This is a genomic window from Arthrobacter sp. NPDC058130 (assembly GCF_042884475.1).
Taxonomy (GTDB): Bacteria; Actinomycetota; Actinomycetes; order Actinomycetales; family Micrococcaceae; genus Arthrobacter.
The window spans coordinates 73,787-93,064 of the sequence record NZ_JBHVTV010000011.1; the positions used below are offsets into that span (position 1 = coordinate 73,787).

General features: G+C 65.5%; 18 protein-coding genes. 13 read left to right on the top strand and 5 right to left on the bottom strand.

What is annotated here, in order from left to right:
• Window positions 1-60 precede the first annotated feature (60 nt).
• From ACFVTM_RS17295 to ACFVTM_RS17315, 5 genes are all read left to right on the top strand, one after another.
• Complete coding sequence (locus ACFVTM_RS17295) at window positions 61-1,224, top strand: low temperature requirement protein A (protein WP_390204943.1); 1,164 nt, start codon at window positions 61-63, stop codon at window positions 1,222-1,224.
• Between the two features lie 29 nt (window positions 1,225-1,253).
• A complete protein-coding gene (locus tag ACFVTM_RS17300) occupies window positions 1,254-1,598 on the top strand; it encodes a helix-turn-helix domain-containing protein (protein WP_390204945.1) in 345 nt (114 codons plus the stop codon).
• Between the two features lie 201 nt (window positions 1,599-1,799).
• Window positions 1,800-3,050: an iron-containing alcohol dehydrogenase gene (locus ACFVTM_RS17305; protein WP_390204947.1), complete on the top strand. Its 1,251-nt coding sequence runs from the start codon at window positions 1,800-1,802 to the stop codon at window positions 3,048-3,050.
• Window positions 3,051-3,069: 19 nt separating this feature from the next.
• Window positions 3,070-4,545 carry an NAD-dependent succinate-semialdehyde dehydrogenase gene (locus ACFVTM_RS17310; protein ID WP_390204949.1) on the top strand — a complete coding sequence of 492 codons (1,476 nt, stop codon included), beginning with the start codon at window positions 3,070-3,072 and terminating at the stop codon, window positions 4,543-4,545.
• A gap of 40 nt (window positions 4,546-4,585) precedes the next feature.
• Window positions 4,586-5,959, top strand: coding sequence for an MFS transporter (locus tag ACFVTM_RS17315; protein WP_390204951.1), 1,374 nt, complete (start codon window positions 4,586-4,588; stop codon window positions 5,957-5,959).
• A gap of 94 nt (window positions 5,960-6,053) precedes the next feature.
• Here the strand turns inward: ACFVTM_RS17315 and ACFVTM_RS17320 are convergent, their stop codons facing one another.
• On the bottom strand, window positions 6,054-6,227 hold the full coding sequence (locus ACFVTM_RS17320; RefSeq protein ID WP_390204953.1) for a hypothetical protein: 174 nt from the start codon (window positions 6,225-6,227) through the stop codon (window positions 6,054-6,056).
• Window positions 6,228-6,709: 482 nt separating this feature from the next.
• Here ACFVTM_RS17320 and ACFVTM_RS17325 point away from each other — a divergent pair, with 482 nt between their 5' ends.
• Window positions 6,710-7,777 (top strand): glycerophosphodiester phosphodiesterase family protein, encoded by a 1,068-nt coding sequence (locus tag ACFVTM_RS17325; RefSeq protein ID WP_390204955.1) that lies wholly within the window; start codon window positions 6,710-6,712, stop codon window positions 7,775-7,777.
• A 42-nt stretch (window positions 7,778-7,819) separates the two neighbouring features.
• On the opposite strand, the gene ACFVTM_RS17330 is transcribed toward ACFVTM_RS17325, so the two are convergent.
• Entirely contained in the window at window positions 7,820-8,200 is a 381-nt protein-coding gene (locus tag ACFVTM_RS17330) for a VOC family protein (protein ID WP_390204957.1), read from the bottom strand.
• 225 nt (window positions 8,201-8,425) lie between these two features.
• The gene (locus ACFVTM_RS17335; protein WP_390204959.1) at window positions 8,426-8,905 is read right to left on the bottom strand and encodes a DUF6325 family protein; all 480 of its coding nucleotides are present in this window, start codon (window positions 8,903-8,905) and stop codon (window positions 8,426-8,428) included.
• Between the two features lie 249 nt (window positions 8,906-9,154).
• On the opposite strand from ACFVTM_RS17335, the gene ACFVTM_RS17340 reads away from it, so the two are divergent.
• Window positions 9,155-9,637 (top strand): SRPBCC domain-containing protein, encoded by a 483-nt coding sequence (locus ACFVTM_RS17340; RefSeq protein ID WP_390204961.1) that lies wholly within the window; start codon window positions 9,155-9,157, stop codon window positions 9,635-9,637.
• 648 nt (window positions 9,638-10,285) lie between these two features.
• On the top strand, window positions 10,286-10,636 hold the full coding sequence (locus ACFVTM_RS17345; RefSeq protein WP_390204963.1) for a hypothetical protein: 351 nt from the start codon (window positions 10,286-10,288) through the stop codon (window positions 10,634-10,636).
• A gap of 119 nt (window positions 10,637-10,755) precedes the next feature.
• On the opposite strand, the gene ACFVTM_RS17350 is transcribed toward ACFVTM_RS17345, so the two are convergent.
• Together ACFVTM_RS17350 and pdxA are read right to left on the bottom strand one after the other, a co-directional pair.
• A complete protein-coding gene (locus ACFVTM_RS17350; RefSeq protein ID WP_390204964.1) occupies window positions 10,756-11,328 on the bottom strand; it encodes a GNAT family N-acetyltransferase in 573 nt (190 codons plus the stop codon).
• A gap of 87 nt (window positions 11,329-11,415) precedes the next feature.
• Entirely contained in the window at window positions 11,416-13,830 is a 2,415-nt protein-coding gene (gene pdxA, locus ACFVTM_RS17355; RefSeq protein ID WP_390204966.1) for a 4-hydroxythreonine-4-phosphate dehydrogenase PdxA, read from the bottom strand.
• Between the two features lie 229 nt (window positions 13,831-14,059).
• On the opposite strand from pdxA, the gene ACFVTM_RS17360 reads away from it, so the two are divergent.
• The 5 genes from ACFVTM_RS17360 to ACFVTM_RS17380 are packed head-to-tail and all read left to right on the top strand — an operon-like array spanning window position 14,060 to window position 19,224.
• Window positions 14,060-15,634: an ABC transporter substrate-binding protein gene (locus ACFVTM_RS17360; RefSeq protein ID WP_390204968.1), complete on the top strand. Its 1,575-nt coding sequence runs from the start codon at window positions 14,060-14,062 to the stop codon at window positions 15,632-15,634.
• Between the two features lie 2 nt (window positions 15,635-15,636).
• Window positions 15,637-16,572: an ABC transporter permease gene (locus tag ACFVTM_RS17365; RefSeq protein ID WP_390204970.1), complete on the top strand. Its 936-nt coding sequence runs from the start codon at window positions 15,637-15,639 to the stop codon at window positions 16,570-16,572.
• A complete protein-coding gene (locus ACFVTM_RS17370; RefSeq protein WP_390204972.1) occupies window positions 16,569-17,507 on the top strand; it encodes an ABC transporter permease in 939 nt (312 codons plus the stop codon). Before ACFVTM_RS17365 ends, ACFVTM_RS17370 begins: the two co-directional genes overlap by 4 nt.
• A gap of 3 nt (window positions 17,508-17,510) precedes the next feature.
• Complete coding sequence (locus ACFVTM_RS17375; protein WP_390204974.1) at window positions 17,511-18,404, top strand: ABC transporter ATP-binding protein; 894 nt, start codon at window positions 17,511-17,513, stop codon at window positions 18,402-18,404.
• The gene (locus ACFVTM_RS17380) at window positions 18,397-19,224 is read left to right on the top strand and encodes an ATP-binding cassette domain-containing protein (RefSeq protein WP_390204975.1); all 828 of its coding nucleotides are present in this window, start codon (window positions 18,397-18,399) and stop codon (window positions 19,222-19,224) included. Before ACFVTM_RS17375 ends, ACFVTM_RS17380 begins: the two co-directional genes overlap by 8 nt.
• The last annotated feature ends 54 nt before the right edge of the window (window positions 19,225-19,278 follow it).

Genomic DNA, 19,278 nt, shown 5'->3' on the forward strand with positions numbered 1-19,278 from the left:
ACTCTTTTCGACAACAGGAGGGGGCGTCCGTCCGCTCCTGAAGCCCCGTGGAGGATACTGATGTTCCGTGCCAGGTCGCTGATGCGTTCCGCGACCTCCGGAGACCGGGTTACGCGTCTTGAGCTATTCTTCGATCTGGTCTTTGTCTTCGCGCTATCGCAGCTGTCCCATCATTTGCTGGAGCATCCCTCATGGGTGGGGGCCGGCGAGACATTTGTGCTTCTTCTTGCGGTCTATAAGGTGTGGGTGTACACCACCTGGACGGCCACATTGCTGGACACTTCGCGGCTTGAGGTGCAGTGGATGCTGCTGATCGTCATGCTTGTCACACTGTTCATGAACGCCTCAATCGGCTCAGCGTTTGGCGCCTTCGGCTGGCTCTTTGCTGCGAGCTATCTCCTGGTCCAGCTGGGTCGGGGTGCGTGGATACTCACCGTCGGACTTGACCAGATCACCCACAACCATTTCGTGCGCACGCTGATCTGGGGGTGTATGAGCGCGCCGTTTTGGATTGCCGGCGTCTTCTTCGGTCCGGGGCCCCGTTTGATGTTCTGGGGTGTCGCTGCCGCGATCGATCTGGGCGGCCATATGCTGGCACACCGGTTGCCGGGCCGGAAGACCGAAGGAAGCCGGGTCCCGCTCCCGGGCGAGAGGATCTTTGAGCGGTTCGGGTTGTTCTACCTGATCGCGCTCGGCGAGACGATCCTGTCAACCGGCCTGGCGATTGCAGGCAATCTGGAAGACCCTTTGATATTTCTGACCGGGACCGTAAGTTTGGCCGGAAGCGTCGCGATCTGGTGGTGTTACTTCCACGGCCTTGAGCAGGAGATTCTGGAGAAGCTTGCTTCTGTCGATGATCAATTCCGGCCCGGCATTTTGGCGGGCAACACCTTGGTGGTGTTACTGGCGGGCCTGATCCTGGTGGCGGTTGGTGATCAGCTCGTGATCACTGATCCGGCCGTCCGCCCCGATCTGGCCACGATTCTGCTTCTTTTTGGTGGGCCGACTCTTTTCCTGGCCGGCCGGGGCTTTTTTGTTCGACGGGTACTGGGCCACCGCCAACCATCTGATCTCGCCGGCATCGGAGCCTTGGCGGTCCTGGCAAACTTGAGCTTTCTCCTCCCGGCCTTCGTTGCCGCTATAGGGGCCGTTCTTCCCCTCATCGGCGTGGCAGTTTCCGACGCCCTGAACCGCCGCCGCCGAACGCAACAGGGAGCCCACTGACGGCTGTGATCCGGGGCTTCGTTGCCGGGTTGGAACGCACATTCCAGGACGCCCAATACCGGCTTCAGCTGGAACTCATTGATGACCTGCTCAGCCCTCGCGCTGAAAACGCCGCGGCGCTCACCCGCAGGGCTGGGCAGTTCGGTCTTGCGAACCACCTCCAGCTCGTGGTGCGCGTGGTGGGGGTCGGCGACGACCAGCGCCAACGGGCACTCTCCGTGCTGCGGCATCGGTCCGAGGGGATCCCGGGAATCATCGCCCTCCACATCCATCCCAACACCCTGAGGCAACGGCTGGACCGGATCGACGCCCTGATCGGCGCCGCGGAAGCCGATCCCTGGATGTCCAGGTGGCGCTGCGCCTTTGGCGGATGAAGGCAGCCGGTGTCAGTTCCGGCGGTTCCTGAACAACGGACACGTCCCCCCCCTGACGCGGCACGCACATGGCAGCAGTACACATGCGCAGGGGGTTTATATGGCTCGGAACCACATGGTGAGGGTCACCCGCTTCTGGAATGCTGAGATCTGCGGCACCTTTCAGGCAGCCGCCCACCCCATCTCTAGGAGTTATTCACAATGTCGTGTGCGCATGCAGCGGGCATCCGTCCCGCAACTTTCGGCGTCCTCCGTCTGCCGCGGAGCGTCGTCGTCGGCGCCCAGCAGCGCTTCGCCGTCGCCAACATCGCCGCCGAATTCGGCACCAACGTCCTGGTGGTCACCGATCCGCGGCTGGCCGCATCGGACGAACTGCGAGCCCTGGTCAGCAGCCTCGAGGACCGGGACCTGACCGTACGGGTCTACGGCGAGACCCAGGCCGAGCTTCCCACCCCGGGGATCCTGGCCTGCGTCGAGCAGCTCAAGGGCCAGGAGATCGACGCCATCATCGGTTTCGGCGGCGGCAGCTGCATGGACATGGCCAAGGTCGTCTCCGTGCTGCTCACCCACGGCGGCAAGCCCAGCGACTACTACGGCGAATTCGCCGTTCCCGGCCCCACCAAGCCGGTCATCGCCCTGCCCACCACGGCGGGCACCGGTTCCGAGGCAACGGCGATCGCCGTCGTCTCCGACCCCGACCTCGGCATGAAGATGGGCATCTCCAGCCCCCACATCATCCCGTTCGCCTCGGTGTGCGATCCGGAACTCACCTACTCCTGCCCGCCGTCCTTGACGGCCGCCACCGGTGCCGACACCTTCGTCCACCTGGTCGAGTCCTTCACCGCCATCACCCGGGAACCCACCCCCACCCTGGCCACGGAACGGGTCTTCGTCGGCAAGAACATCCTGACGGACTCCATTGCCCTGAACGGCATCGGGCTCGTGGGCCGCAGCCTGGTCACCGCCTACAAGGACCCCGAGAACACCGAGGCCCGTGCCGGGATGATGCTCGCGGCACTCTACGGCGGCGTGGTCCTCAGCAACGCCGGAACCGCCGCGGCACACGCCATCCAGTACCCGGTGGGCGCCCTGACCCACACCCCGCACGGCGTGGGCGTCGGCCTCCTGCTGCCCTACGTCGTCCGCCACAACTTCCACGCGATCCAGCCGCAGCTGGCGCAAATCGCTGAAGCCTTGGGGCGCGACATCCGCGGGCTGGACCCGCGCGCTGCCGCCGTCGCCGGCGTCGAGGCGATCGATGAGGTCATTGCCGCCATCGAGCTGCCGCCGACGCTGCAGGACCTTGGCGTGCAGGAAAGCGACCTCGCCCAGATCGCCAAGCTGTCGCTTAACTCCAAGCGGCTCATCGACAACAACCCGGTGCCGCTTGACCTCGACGCCGTCACCTCCATCGTTTCCGCCGCCTACGCCGGCGACCGCACCATCCGCTGATCAGGACTAAGGACCACTGATGACTCTTCTTTCCACCCAGGAACCGCTCGACGTCGACGGCCTGACGGTACCCCGCCAGCTGCTGATCGCCGGAAACTGGCAGGACGCCAGCAGCAGTGACACCGTCGAGGTGATCAACCCCTCCGACGCTTCGGTTATCACCTACATCGCCGACGCCGACGTCGAGGACGGCCTCGCCGCCGTCGACGCCGCAGCAGCAGCCCTCCCGGAGTGGGCCGCGACGCCCCCGCGACGCCGCGCCGAAATCCTGCGCGCCTGCTTCGACCTGATGACCGAGCGCAGCGAGCAGATCGCCCACCTCATCTCCCTCGAAAACGGCAAGGCCCTGGCCGATGCCCGTGGAGAGGTGGCCTACGCCGCCGAGTTCTTCCGCTGGTACGCCGAGGAAGCGGTCCGGATCATCGGCGACGTCTCCGTCTCGCCGTCGGGCTCCAACCGGATCCTTGTCCAGCACCAGCCGATCGGCGTCAGCGTGCTCATCACCCCCTGGAACTTCCCGGCGGCCATGGCCACCCGGAAGCTGGCGCCGGCGCTGGCCGCGGGCTGCACCGCCGTGCTGAAGCCCGCCACGCTCACGCCGCTGACCACCCTGGCAATCGCCCAGCTCATGATCGACGCCGGAGTCCCGGCAGGCGTGGTCAACGTCATCACCACGAGCAAAACAAGCGACGTCATGACCCCGATCCTTGCGGACCCGCGCGTCCGCAAGCTGTCCTTCACTGGCTCCACCAGCGTAGGGCGCCACCTGCTGCGCCAGGCGGCCGACAACGTGATCAAGTGCTCCATGGAACTCGGCGGCAACGCTCCGTTCCTTGTCTTCGATGACGCGGACCTCAATCTGGCCCTCGACGGCGCCATGATCGCCAAGATGCGCAACGGCGGCCAGGCCTGCACCGCCGCCAACCGGATCTACGTCCAGCGCAGCATCCACGACGAGTTCGCCCGCCGGCTGGCTGAGCGGATGGGCGCCATGCGCGTGGGCCCGGGCACCGACGCCGAGACCGAGGTCGGTCCGCTGGTGGATGAGGCCAGCGTCCGCAAAGTCGACTCGCTGGTCCGCGACGCCGTCAGCCAGGGAGCCCGGCTCCTCGCCGGCGGACAGGCCATCGACGGCGCCGGGTACTACTACCCGCCCACTGTCGTGACCAACGTGCCGCTCCAGGCCCGCATGGTGAGTGAGGAAATCTTCGGACCGGTAGCCTCGGTCATCCCCTTCGACACCGAAGAGGAAGTCATCGCCGCCGCCAACGACTCCGAGTACGGCCTCGCAGCCTACGTGTTCACTGAGGACCTTCGCCGCGGACTCAGGGTCTCCGAACGCATCGAAAGCGGCATGGTGGCCCTCAACCGGGGACTGGTGTCGGACCCCGCAGCGCCGTTCGGCGGCGTCAAGCAGAGCGGCCTCGGCCGTGAAGGTGCCCACCAGGGCCTGCTGGACTTCACCGAAACCAAGTACATCGCCCTCGACTGGTAGCGCTGACGTTCCCTTCGTTTCCATCCGAAAGAAAAGACCAATGACGATCTCCAACACCAAAGCCAAGACGAAGGCGCCCTGGCGCGTTCCGGCTGCAAGCTTCATCGGTACCACCATCGAGTGGTACGACTACTACATCTTCGGCCTGCTCGCCGCCACGGGCGTCTTCAGCCGTCTGTACTTCCCGGAACAGGACCCGGCCACCGGCCTGCTGATGGCATTTGTCACCTACGCAGTAGGTTTCGTTGCCCGTCCCTTCGGCGGCATGTTCGCCGGCCACTACGGGGATAAGATCGGCCGCAAGCCCATGCTGGTGCTCTCCCTGCTCATCATGGGCTTCGCCACACTGGCCATGGGAATGCTCCCCACGTACGCGCAGATCGGCGTCTGGGCTCCCATCCTGCTGACGGTCCTGCGCCTGCTGCAGGGCTTCGGCGCCGGAGCCGAGTGGGCCGGTGCCGCCGTCATTTCCATCGAACACGCCCCTGCCGGACGCAGTGGATTCTTCGGTAGCTTCACCCAGATGGGCGTGCCAGCCGGCATGCTGCTGGCCAACTCCAGCGTCCTTGCCGTCAAGGCTGCCGTCCCGGCAGCAGAGTTCGACGCCTGGGCCTGGCGCCTCCCGTTCCTGCTCAGCGTGATCCTGATCGTGACCGGCATGATCGTCCGTAACAAGCTCGAAGACTCCAGCGACTTCAAGGAACTCGTGGCGGCGAACCAGACCGCGAAGAAGCCGCTGGGCGAGGCCATGAAGAAGGAAACCAAGGGCATCTGGCTTGTGGTCGGCATGCGCCTGGCGGAGAACTCCGCGTTCTACCTGTACACCACCTTCTCCGTGGTCTACATCATGAAGACCTTCGGTGCCGAACGCGCCAACCAGGGCACCATGTCCGTTCTGATTGCCTCCGCCATCGGCGTTTTCGCCGTCCCGCTGTGGGCGATCCTCTCCGACAAGATCGGCCGCAAGCCGCTGTACCTGTTCGGTTCCATCGGCGGACTCCTGTTCTTCCCGCTGTACTTCGTCATGACGGACACCGGCAGCGCACTGCTGGCAACGCTCGCCATCATCATCGGGCTCGCCATCTTCCACAACTCGATGTACGGCCCCCAGGCTGCCTTCTTTGCGGAGCTGTTCTCCACCAAGCTGCGCTACAGCGGCGCGTCCATGGGCTACCAGTTCGGCTCGGTCCTGGCCGGCGGCGTCGCACCCCTTGTCGCCGTGGCGCTGCTCACCGCCGGCAACGGCAAGCCGGGCTGGGTGATCCTGTACTTCAGCATCATCGGCGTCATCACCGTCGTGGCAACACTGCTTGCCCCGGAAACGCTCGCGAAGCTGGACCGGCGCATCACCGCCGCCCAGGAGCTGGACGATAAGAACGCAGCAATTGCACAGGAGCGCGTCAGCGCCAAGTAGTACTCCCTGAAGTAAGGCGGGCGCCGTCCGGGTCGAACGAGGACTTGGACGGCGCCCTTCTTTTTCGGACCACCGCGCTTATGGTGCCATGTGGTCAGTCGCCGCGCGGCGGCGGTTCCCGGCGATCTTTGCCGACGTTCTGCGTGCCGACCGGTTCGCCTTCCCGGGTGTTGGTCCTCTTGTTGATGAACCAGGTGATGAGCCACAGCACCAGGCCGATCGCCATCAGTCCCCCGGCGATCTGGTACTGGATGATGTTGCGGCCCACCCAGGGTCCGGCGAGGAAGGCGCACAGGATCGCCGCTGCTCGGCATCTGGATCGCCGGGCTCACCGTCGGCTCCCACCCGCGCCGCTCACTTCTGATGACGACGGCGGCAATCGCCGTCTCGATGCTCGTGCTGCCGTTCGTGGGCGGCAGCCTGCCCGCTGCTGGTCCCGGCCGCCGCGGGCCTCCCGGTAGTGGCGGCACTGGTGATCGCCTACGCCGGCCGGACCGCCGCTTACCCGCCGGGCCCGCGCGAGTCCGCCTGGAAGCGGCCCCGGGCCGTCGAGGAGACCGAGGTAACGCGTTAACGGGCAGGGGCGGGAGGTTCCCGTCTCCTGCAGGAAGTCTGGTGCGGGCGTGAGTGAACGAACCGACACCCCGCGTTAGCTTCCCCTTCAACTCCCGGGACCCAACCGTCAACGTGGGCTCCCTAGGGTGGTCGGGTCGCCGGCGCAGCGCCCGCGACCGTCACCCAGGAGGAACCATGACCATGCGCACACCCCTGACTGCCGCGGCCGCCGCCGTGCTCATCGCCGCTCTGGCGAGCCCCGCCGTCGCCGCTCCCACCCCCGAAGGCAACGCGCCGTCGTCGAACGCTGCCGCAACGGCTGCCATCAAGACCAACGAGAGCAACGGCTCCTTTGACCTGCAGGCCCACCGCGGCGGCCGGGGCGAGTGGACCGAGGAGTCCCTGGCCGCGTTCGCGAACTCGCTGAAGCTCGGGGTCACCACGCTGGAGCTGGACACCCATTTGACCTCCGACGGCAAGGTCATCGTCTGGCATGACGACACCATCCAGGCGGACAAGTGCCGCGATACCGCGCCGGCGGTTCCCGGCGACACGCAGTACCCGTACGTCGGTGACCGGGTCGCCGAGCTGTCGCTCGCCCAGATCAAGACCCTGGACTGCGGGTTCACCCAGTTGAAGGGGTATCCCGAGCAGGACGTGATCGAGGGCAACCGGATCGCCGAGCTCAAGGACGTGTTCCGGCTGGTGCGCGACGCCGACGCGAAGAAGGTCCGCTTCAACATCGAGACCAAGGTGGAGGACGGCCGGTCCGGCGGCGAGGGCATGGTGGCCCTGACCAAGGCCGTGGTCACCGAGATCTACACCGCCGGGATGGCCGAGCGCAGCACCGTGCAGTCATTCGACTGGTCCTCCTTGAACCTGACCAAGAAGATCGCCCCGCAACTGCCGCTCGTTGCCCTGTCCAGCGGCGATGCCTGGCTCCAGGTCGGCAAGCCCGGCGCCAGCCCCAACCTCGGCGGCATCGACATCGACACCTACGGCGGCTCCCTCGCCAAAGCCGCGGCTGCCCAGGGCTACGACGTCATCTCCCCCACCTTCAGCTCCGTCACCCCGGGCATGATCAAGGAAGCCCACGAGCTCGGCCTGCCGGTCATCCCCTGGACGGTCAACACCACGGCGGACATGAACCGGCTGATGGAGCTCGGCGTGGACGGCATCATCAGCGACTACCCCACCCGCCTGCGCACGGTCATGAATGAGCGCGGCCTGAAGCTCCCCAAGGCGTACGAGCCCAAGGGCTGATTCACTGATTTCCAGGGGCCGGGGTTCTCGACTCTCGCGGGCCTACGCGCGCTGGGAGATGTTGATGATGTTGCCCTCGCTGTCCAGGAACCAGGCTGCCTTTCCCCAGTCAGCGGTGGCAACGCCGTTCTCCGTCTTCAGGCCGGGAAAATCGTACTCTTCAAAAACGACGCCGCGGCCCCGCAGTTCTTCCATCTCGCGTTCGAGATTGTCCGTTTCCCAGCCCATCTGGGTGTTCTTGGCGGTCCCGGCATTGTCTGTCTGGTACACGAGGAAGCGGGTTCCCTGGCCGCAGCTGTACATGACGCTGCCCTCCTCCGTGGATTCGGAGGGTTCGATTCCCAGCTTGTCCCGGTAGTACTCCTTCGCCCTGTTGATGTCCTTCGCGGGGAGGACAGCGATGATGTTTGAATCCTTGACCATGATGATTCCCCTTCAGTGGGGTGCGCATAACCCGAGAAGGGTCATGCGCACCCGGCTCTGTGGTGTCAGTCGCGGCGGTCGTCGCGACGATCGCCGCGGTCGTCCCGCCGGTCGTCACGCCTGTCGTCACGTCGGTCGCCGCGACGGTTAATCCCGTGGGCGACAACAACGGCCCCGCCGACGGCGGCGGCGGTCCGGCGCCTGCGCCTTGCTGCCAGTGGCATGTCAGGCTCCTTCCTTCATTCCGTTGGGCATCTGGGCCTCAGCGTCGGCATCGGCCTGGAAGGCAGCGATGACGGCCTGGGTCGGGATCCGGCCGCTGGCCACGAGCTGGCCGCCAGCCTTGCGGACAGCCGCGCCGAACGGGGCCGCCCACTGGTTCTCCCATACGAGCACCGCGGCCGAATGGCCGGGCTCGATCGTCTCGGCCAAATCCATGACGTCCTGCTCAGAGAGCACCATGGCCAGGTCGGCCTCGGCCATGCGCACCTCGCCGAGCTCGCTCGCGTCGAGGTCTGAAATCTCCGCCGTTTCGAGCGTGCCGTCCTCGGTCTTCCTCAGAAACACCATGTCGAGCACCCTGACGAGGTCACGCTTGACCAGATCCTCCAGATACGGGGCGATCTGACCTTTGCCGAAGTCGGGCCCCGGGAACTCCACCACGAGCCAGTCCACCGGCCCTAGATCATCCAATGACTCAGACATGCTGAGGACCTCCGTTTCTCATTGGGTACAAGGCGATCCGACGGACCGCCGCAGTTCCATCCTGTGCCCCCGGTGAGGTGCGGCGCCTCATCCTGACCGGGTGAGCTCACGCTGTTCAAGCAGGAGGGCTACCGGACGCTGTCCCGCCTGGGCCGTGACAGAGGGCAAGCTGCTGACGCTGGCGACGTGACCGGCGGCTCCGTGTCCCATCCGCTTCCGTCAGCGTCCGCCGGGTGCCAGAGTTGAACCGTGAATGAGCCAACGGAGAACGAGGCCAGCGTGCGTCAGGAAACCGGCGGATTGGTCCTGAACCTGGAGTACACGCTCCCGGCTGTCCCGGAAGAAGTCTTTCGAATGCTGACCGAGCCGAGCGAACTGGCCGTGTGGTGGGGTCCTCGCGGCTTCACCATCCCGGCAGCCGAAGTGAACCTGTCGGAAGGCGGCCGCTACCGGTTCCGCATGGCCCCGGCGGACGGCGAACCGTTCCACCTCTCGGGCGAGTTCCTGGAGATCGATCCTCCCTGGCGTCTGGTGTACACCTTCCGCTGGGAGGAACCGACGCCGGACGACCGGGACACCGTCGTCGACCTCTCCCTCGGGAGTATCGGCCAAGGCACGCGCTTGGTGCTCTCACAGGGACCGTTCCTAACGGAGGAACGGCTGTCCCTGCACCGAAACGGGTGGACTGAGTCGTTCGAGAAATTGCAGGCAGTGTTGGAGAGCCGCGCCTGAGGAAGCCCCGGGAAGTGGATTTGATCCCTCTTAGGCGACGTTCTGTGATCCTTCGCTCAAAGGGAAGCGGCAAAGAACAACAAAACGTCCACCCCAAGTAAATCCACGACTGCGCGCAAACAGACCGACTGGCATTTAAATTTAAAGTGCGTATGGTGATGTGTACTCAGCGTTAAGAAAGGCCGATACGCCATGGCAGGAAAAAACATCAAGAAAACCACCGGAAAAAAGCCCGGGAAGTCGCTTCTTGAGAAGAGAGCCGACAAAAGAGCCAAGGCTGAAAGCCACGAGTCACTTTTCCAGAAGCCGCGCAAGAACCACCGCTAAAACGTCCCAGCGAAGGCTTTGGTGTCACCAAGTGCTGGACACCGTTGCCGGTAATGCTGGAATCCGAGGGCGGAGAGGTCCGCCCCGAAAGCGCCCATGCCGGTCGGTCGTTTCGCTCTAACGGCTGACCTGCCGGGGGTGACGGCCGGCGAACGTGTCTCGCGAACACCGAGGAAAGGGGTCAGTCCCGACCGCGACTAAGGATTTACGTTGCGTGACAATTACTTGGAGCTCATCACTGCCCAATGCCGTCTCAGCTGTAATTTGATAAAGCGACTTCACATCTTACACCGAATTTGTCCCTGAGGGAGAGGACCAATCATGGGAACGATCTGCGCCGCCCTGGTTATCCCGTGTCGCCTTGGTAGCCCTATTCGTATCGAAGACATCGACCATGATTTGGTCTCTAGACAGGTCCTGGTGGAGGGAAATGTTAAAGCAATCAGTTATATGGATTGGCTCGTTTATCTGAATGACGAGGCGGCAGCTATTCCGTTACCTCTCAACCTGCGAGCCGAAGTGCTGATCCGGGAAGCGGGTGTCCCGCTTGAGGCGGCAGTCGGGGGGACCGCCGTCTTTCTCGGCAACGGGACCAACGGCTGGGATGCAGATGCACCCGTACATCTGCTTCGTTTGGCCGAACGCCTCTTCGGAGCGGACCTGGCCGCGTAGCTGCAGGCGCACCGCCCAGTGAGACCGACCGTCTTCCGACTCGAGGCGGCCGGGCACTTCCGGATCCTTGGGGATGAACAGACCGCCCGTCGCTAGGACTCAGGTCTACAGAATCTCCGTTATGGCGATTCAGTCCGGTCTAGCTCCCATTCAGTTCGGGAGATCGCGTACTCGACATCGCCGTGTTCATTGCCAGGAATGGACACTGGCCAGTCAGCGACGAACGTACGCACTAGACGCATCCCGGATTTCTCCATCACCCGTCGCGAGGCCGTGTTGACTGCCATGGTCGAAGCAACGACCCGCCTCACTTCGAACTCGGTAAAACCCTTGGTGATCAGGGCACGGGAACCCTCAGTCGCATACCCCTTTCCCCAAGCCTCGCAACGCAAGCGATAGCCAAGTTCCGGCTCATCGAGTGGATCCCCGGGGGCGGGCCGGTAGTGGAACCAGCCGAGGAAGTCATTAGTTGACTTCTCGATCGCTGCCCAGAAACCATAGCCGGGGAATCGCTCGTAGTAGCCTAGGAACGCCGGAAGATACTCGCCTTCAACCTCATCTCGAGACGTCGGAACGCCGCCCGTGATGTACCGCATCACGCGCGGATCGCCGTCCAACTCCACGAGCAGGTCTGAATCATGATGATCAAACTGCCGCAGCAACAGCCGCTCCGTCTCCAGGAATATGCGCATGCGGACATTCTTGCACCCGGGCCATAGGACGCCCACAAAGGCCTCCGGATTGGCGGTAGGTGACACCGCGCTGCCGTCAGTGCGGGGTTACTTCTGCAGCACGGGGCTCGGGGACATCTCCGCGGCCTGGCGCAGGGCCTCGATCATGCTGCGCACGTCCACGATGCCCTTGCCCGCGATGTCGAAGGCCGTGCCGTGGTCCACGGACGTGCGGATCACGGGCAGGCCCACGGTGATGTTGACGCCGGCCTCGATGCCCAGGACCTTCACCGGGCCGTGGCCCTGGTCGTGGTACATCGCGACAATCAGGTCATAGTCGCCGCGGCCGGCCAGGAAGAAGGCGGTGTCCGCGGGGAGCGGGCCGCGGGCGTCGATGCCGTCGGCCTGCAGCTTCTCGATGGCCGGGGTGATCTTCTCCGCTTCCTCGCCGTAGCCGAACAGGCCGTTCTCCCCTGCGTGCGGGTTGATCGCGCAGACGCCGATCTTGGGGTTCGCGACGCCGGCGCGCTGCATGGCGCTGTGCCCGCGGCGGACGACGCGTTCCACCAGGCCGGGCTCGATCTTGTTGATGGCATCGATCAGGCCGATGTGCGTGGTGACGTGGATGACCTTGACCTTGGGCGTGCTCAGCATCATGGACACTTCCTCGATCCCCATGAAGTGCGCCAGCAGTTCCGTGTGGCCCGGGTAGATGTGCCCCGCCTTGTGCAGTGCGGCCTTGTTCAGCGGCGCGGTGCAGATCCCCTGCACCTCCCCCTTCATCCCCAGCTCGCAGGCGATCCGGATGTAGTGGTACGCGGCGTTGCCGGCCTCGGCGGATTCCACACCCCAGGGCAGGTCGTGCGAGAGCAGTTTCGGATCAATCACGTTGATGCGGCCCGGTTCGAACACGGCCTCGGCCACGTTCTGGATCTCCACGATGTTGGCCTCGGCACCCAGTGCCTTCGCCCCCAGCTCCAGCCGGTACACGTCACCGATGACCACCGGACGGCAGTCCCGGTAGGCGTTTTCGGCCAGCAGCGCGCCCACCGTCACTTCGGGGCCGACGCCGGCGCCGTCGCCCATGGTGACCGCGATGACGGGGCGGGTTTCCTGTGCTGTTGCCTTCAAATCGGTGGCATTCAAATCGGTGGCATTCAACGCTGAATTCATGGTTTCTCCAGATTTTGCGGAAGGGTCGAGTGGTTCGTGACGTGCGGTGCCGGCCGGTTCATTGGCCCAGCGGCTTTGGATTGAGTGGTAGAGCTGCAGCAGGGCCTGGTCATCGCCGAAGCTGCCGGGTTTAGTGCCCACCAGCCTGCCGTCGTCGGCGCGGCTGACTACTGCACCGTGCTGTGGGGCGCCGAGCGGCTCCAGCGCCCGGATGCCGAGGCGGTCCAGCACCTCGCGGGCCGTCTCGCCGCCTGTCAGGATGAGATCAGGAAGGACGACGGCGGGTCCCGACGGGGGGTCGACGGCGGCGGACACGAAGTCCGCCAGGTTGCTGACGATTGCGCCGGCTTCGCGGGGATCCACCTTGTCAGCGACGACGGTCAGTGCCACGGGCTCGCCGGCGGCGAGGGCCTGACGGACAGCGCCGAGCTTCGGGGCTGTTCCAGGCTGTCGCAGTTCCTCCGGGCTGAGCCCGACGAGGGTGAAACCTCCGGACTGAAGCTCCCGCAGTTGCCTGCGTGCGGCCTCGGACGCGGATCCGACGACGGCGAGCACCGGCCGCGCCCTGCCGCTTCCCGTGGCGTCTGGAGTACGTGAGTCCCCCGCGGCAATCTGCGCGTTTCGCGCAGGGACTGGGGTTCCCGTGCTCGGCGTCGAGCGCGCTTCGGGCGATACGCTTTGCGCGAGCACGGCCGCGATGCCACCAGTGCCCACCAGGACGATCCGCCGGCCTTCGGCGGCATAGTCGAGCCGCCCAAGGGCTTGGACCACGGCTTCCAGGTCAGCCTCGGTCTCGCCGTCGGCCACCACGGTCACGGCGTCACCACCGGAGAGCAATTCAAGGAGCTTGTCGGCGAGGTTCGGCGATCGCACCGCAGCGAGATCCAGCCCCTGAACGGAACTCTGCGGCAGAACCTCCGCGATCAAGGTCGGCGGCGCAGTTTCCTCCGCCTTCCAGAGTCCGGTGTCGGCCAGCGGCACGCCGTCGGCGTAGGGACGTCCATCCACCACGGCGCGCCGCAACTGCGGCAATGCGCCGGCGACCAGCACGTGGAAACCGAGGTCCGTCAGGGACGCCACTTCGGCGCCCACGTTCCCCCGCCAGATTGAATCGATCTTCTTGAACAGCACGGCAGCGTCCGCAGCGGCCGGCCCGGCAAAGACTTGGGCGACGGCGGCTGCGGCGGCTTCCGGTGCGGAAGACCGCGAGTGGGTGTCAACGACCACTACGTCGGAAGTCGCGGAAGATGGTTCGAGAAGGATCCGTGTGCCGAACCCCTGCCGGGCAAAACACTCCCCTACTTCAGCGGCGCCGGAAAAGTCATCGGCCTGTATAAGCACTGTTGCCATGTCTCCCTCCTCCCTTGGATCGGACCGGTATCGAAGCTAGCAACGCAGCTGGTGTTGAAGCTGGTTATCGAGCCATTCATCAAGCTCTCGATGTCCTCATCATGACACAACTGCGCGAATCGCGCTAGATGGGTTGCGCGAAACGCGCAATGGTGGCAGAGTGATGCACATAACAGCGGCATCGGCCATCCGGTCGCCAGCCGTCCCCCGTTCTACCGAGAGGTCAACGATGACCGTTCTTCCTCAAGGACCCGAGATTTCCAGGCGCCGCCTGCTGCAATTCGGCGCAGTCGCCGGAGTTCTCTTCGGCACAGGCACCGTCGCAGGATGTGCCGGCCCCACCGGCCTGCCGGGACCCAGCACCTTGACCCTGGCGCTCAACCGCTCCCTGGTCAGCCTGGACAACAAGCTCAACCAGTTCGACGCCGCCGTCACGGTCCAGCGCGCCGTGCGCCAGGGCCTCACCGCCATCGGCCCCGAAACCAAGCCCGTCCTGGTCCTGGCCGAAAGCTTCACAATGACCTCGCCCACGGTATGGACCGTCCGGCTCCGTGAAGGCGTCAAGTACTCCGACGGCACGCCGCTGAAGATCGAGGACGTCGCCACGGCTCTGAAGATGTACCAGCAGGTCCAGGGCTCCTTCGTTGCCGGCTTCTTCCCCGAATTCCCCACCGTGGTACCTGTGGATGACCGGACCTTCCGGATGGAATCCAAGAAGCCGATTCCCATCCTCGATTCGCTGATGAGCATGATCCTGATCAGCCCCGCGGCCAAGAACAAGCCCGAAGAGCTGCAGGAAGGCGTCGGCACCGGCCCGTACGTCGTGACCAAGTTCAACCGCGGCGCCGGCACCTACAGCCTCAAGCGCAACGGGAACTATTGGGGCCCGGCGCCCGCGGTGGACACCGTCGAGGTCCGGTTCCTTCCCGAGGAATCCAGCCGCGTCATCGCCCTGCGCAGCGGCGAGGTGGATGTCATTGACTCCATCACACCCGACTCGCGCGAACAGCTGGCCGGACTTCCCGGCGTCGTACTGAGTGAAGCGTCCAGCCTCCGGCTGAACCAGATCTTCTACAACTTCCGCAAGCCCGCCGGGCACCCGCTGGCCGACGTCCGGGTCCGTGAGGCCCTCAGCTGGGCCATCAACGGCGAAGCGCTGGTCAAGGACGTGCTGGTGAACTCCGTCAGCCAGGCGGAGGGCGTCACCCCGTCCAGCCTGACCGGCTTCGCCAAGACCGGTGCCTACGTCTACGACCCCGAGAAGGCCAAGGCCAGGCTCAAGGAGTTGGGCGTCAACGACCTCAGCCTGAAGATCATCTGGGAAACCGGCGAATTCGCTTCCGACACCTCCGTCATGGAGGCCCTCGTGGAAATGTTCGGCAACATCGGCGTCCAGGCCCAGCTCCAGCAGTTCGAAGCCGGCGGCAACATCTCGGCCTGGCGCCAGGGCAAGCAAGGCGACTGGGACCTGCTGGGCAACGGCTTCAGCAGCCCCACCGGCCTGGCCATCACCATGATGCAGGGCATGTACGCCGGCACCGCGGAGAAGGAAAAGACCCGCGACACCTACCAGGGATACGTGAATCCCGCCGTGCACGCCAAGATCCAGGCCGCCGCCACTGAAGTTGATCCCGTACGGCGGCAGCAGCTGCTCGCAGTGGCCCAGCAGGCCATCTGGGAGACCTGGCCCTGTGCCTGGGCGTTCGTGCCCAAGTCCGTGCTGGCCCACCGCAACCGGGTGGGCGGCCTTTCGCTGGCTCCCACCAACTCCTACCCGCTCGCTGACGTCCGGCTGGAGGCCTGACCATGACGAAGTACGTCCTCAAGAGGATCGGCCAGGGCCTGCTGACCGTGTTCCTCACGGTTTCCACGGTGTTCATCCTGATCCGCCTGGCCCCGGGCGATCCGGCAGTTGCCTACGCCGGACCGCTGGCCACCACCGAAGAGCTCGCCAAGGTCCGCCAGCAGTTCGGCCTGGACCTGCCCCTGCTGGAGCAGTACTGGATCTTCCTGCAGCAGCTGTTCACCGGCAACCTCGGCACCTCGTACTCCTTCCAGGCCCCGGCCGTGCAGGTGGTCATGGAGCGGTTGCCGTACACGCTGACCTTGGCCACGTCCGCGATCCTGCTCACCACAGTGGTCGCCATCCCGCTGGGCGTCTGGATGTCGCGCCGCCCGGACACCAAAAAGGAATTCGGCGTCAACGTCCTGACCATCGCCGGGCAGTCCATGCCGGACTTCTGGACCGGCATCATGCTGCTCACCTTCTTCGCCGTCCTCATCCCGATTTTCCCGGCCTCCGGCTTCGCCACCTGGGGCAGCCTGGTCCTGCCGACCGTCACCATCGCCATCCTGCAGATCGCCCTGATCTCGCGGATGGTCCGGCGGGAAATGACGGCGAACTTCGCCGCACCCTACCTGACCGTTGCCCGCTCCCGCGGCGTCCGGAATTCCCTGCTGACCTGGCGCTACGCCATGGGCAACTCCGCCATCCCCGTCTTCACGGCCCTCGGCACCCGCTTCGCGGCCATGCTCAACGGCGTGGTGGTGGTGGAAGTGGTGTTCGCGTGGCCCGGCGTCGGCTCCCTGATTGTGCGGGCGCTCGAAACCCGCGACTACCCGCTAATCCAGGCCACGGTCCTGATCACGGCTCTGCTGGCGGTTGGAGTCCAGCTGCTCGTCGACCTCGCCTACCCGCTACTTGATCCCCGCATTCGTCTTGGAAAGGCGGCCACAGCATGAGTATCAGCGACACCGCAGTCCCTCCCGCAGGCGTACCCACCGAGCCCCCGGCCAGGAAGTCCTCCCCCAGCGCCGTCACCAAGGAGCTGATCGCCAAGGCCGGCGCCACCCGCCGACGGGCCGGCGCCAAGTTCAAGATACGCACCGGCGTCATCTGCACGCTGCTGGTGGTCGTTCCCATCGTGCTGGCCGGGTTCCTGCCGCTGGCGGACCCCAACCACCAGAACCTTGCCCAGCGGCTGCTTCCCCCGCTGACCGAGGGGCACCTGTTCGGCACCGACCAGCTGGGCCGCGACCTGCTTTCCCGGGTGCTGCACGGCGGCCAGGTCTCGCTCACCATCGGTGTCCTGGCCGTGGTGGTCTCCGGCACCATCGGCATCATCTTTGGCGCGGCAGCCGGGTACTTCGGCGGCAAGCTGGACACCGTTGTTTCGCGCCTGATCGAGGCGCAGATGTCCCTGCCTCTGCTGATGATGCTGCTGCTGGTGGTGGCGCTCTTCGGCCCGTCCATTCCCGTCATCACGTTCGTGATCGCCATCGCCCAATGGCCCGAGGTGGCACGCCTGACCCGGTCCATGGTGCTCGTGGAACGCGAAAAGCCCTACGTCTCCGCCGCGCGGATCCTGGGCCTGCACCGCGTGCAGATCCTGGTCCAGCACGTCATTCCGAACGTCATCAAGCAGGCCACGCTGGTGGTGCTGCTCCTCCTGGCCCAAGCCGTGCTGTTGGAAAGCGCGCTCGCCTTCCTCGGCGCCGGCCCGCAGCGGCCGTTCGCCACGTGGGGGCGCATCATCTCCGACGGTCAGGGCTACCTCACCACCGCCTGGTGGCTGGTAACGGTGCCCGGCCTGGTGATCGCGATCATGGTGGTGGGCGTGAACCTGCTGGGCGACGGCCTCCGCGACCGTCCCCGCCGCAAGAAGAAGGGTGCCTGAGAAATGAGCGCACAAACTGCAGCCACAGCAAACCCCGCAGCCCACACCGAACAGCCGCTGCTGGAGGTCCGCGACTTCCAGGTGGAACTGATCACCGACGCCGGCATCGTCCGCGCCGTCGACGCCGTCAGCTTCTCAATCCACCGGGGCGAGACCGTCACCATCATCGGTGAGTCCGGGTCAGGGAAATCGACGACGGCGATGGGCATCCTCAGGCTCCTGCCGGAGGACCTCGCCGTGCTCTCCGGCACCGTCCGGATCGACGGCGTGGATATCACCGCCGACCCCAAGGCCATCGACAAGGTCCGCGGCAAGACGCTCGCGCTGATCCCGCAGGACCCCATGACGGCCCTGAGCCCCGTGCACTCGATCGGCAGCCAGCTCTCCGAGGCCATTAGGATCGCCGGCGCGGCCTCCAAGGACCCGGGTGCCGTCCGTGCCCGCGCCATCCGGCTGCTCGAACAGGTCCACATACCCACCCCGGAGCAGCAGCTGAAGAAATACCCGCACCAGCTCTCCGGCGGCATGCTCCAGCGCGTCCTGATCGCCATCGCGCTCGCCAGCGAACCCCAGCTCCTGGTGGCCGATGAGCCCACCTCCGCCCTGGACGTCACCGTCCAGGCCGGCATCCTGGACCTGCTGCTGGAACTGCAGGAACAGCGCGGCATCGGCATCCTGATGATCACGCACGACCTCGGCGTGGCACGGCTCATCTCGGACCGCATCCACGTCATGAAGGACGGCGCGTTCGTCGAGTCCGGCGAGGTCCAGCAGATCGTGGACAACCCCGCCACGGAATACACCCAAAAGCTGCTCGCCGCCGTGCCCGTCCTGGGCGCGTGGGACGAATCGCCGGATGCCACCACCCTGACCAGAATCGGAGCCAGCAATGACTAAGCCGTTCCTTTCCGTCGAAAACCTCGTGGTGGACTACCACGTCTCGAAGGGAACCTTCCGGGCAGTGGACGACGTCTCGTTCTCGGTCGAGAAGGGCAAGACGATCGCCGTCGTCGGGGAATCCGGCTGCGGAAAGTCGACCATCGCCAAGGCGCTCATGCGCCTGGTGACGCCCAGTAGCGGCCGGATCGAACTGGACGGCACGGACCTGGCACGGCTCAGCGAGGCCCAGCTGCGGCCCCTGCGCTCCAAGTTCCAGATGGTCTTCCAGGACCCGTACGGTTCCCTCGACCCGCACCTCACCGCGCAGGAGATCGTGGCCGAGCCGCTCAAGCTCCAGGGCGTGCGGTCCCGGCACGAGCGGCACAAGGCGGCGGCCAGCCTGATCGACCAGGTGGGCCTCCCGGTCGCATCCCTGGACAAGCACCCGTCAGAGTTCTCCGGCGGGCAGCGGCAGCGCATCGGCATTGCCCGGGCGCTGGCCTCCAAGCCCGAACTGCTGGTCTGCGACGAGGCCACGAGCGCGCTCGACGTCTCCGTGCAGGCCCAGGTCCTCCGGCTGCTGAAGTCCATCCAGGACGAAACCGGCATCACGTACGTGTTCATTTCGCACAACCTCGGGGTGGTGCAGGAAATCAGCGATACCGTGATGGTCATGCGCAGCGGCAAGCTTGTGGAGCACGGAACCACCGCGCAGGTCCTGACCGCGCCGAAGGAGGACTACACCCGCCGGCTCCGCCGGGCCGCCCTGGACCCGTCCACCATGACCGGACTGAAGCCGCGGCACGTGGTCTCATCGCTGGCGCTGAAAACCGCCTGAGCCCGCCGAATACCACCGCCAGCCATCCGCAACCTAAGCATCCACCCGTCAATG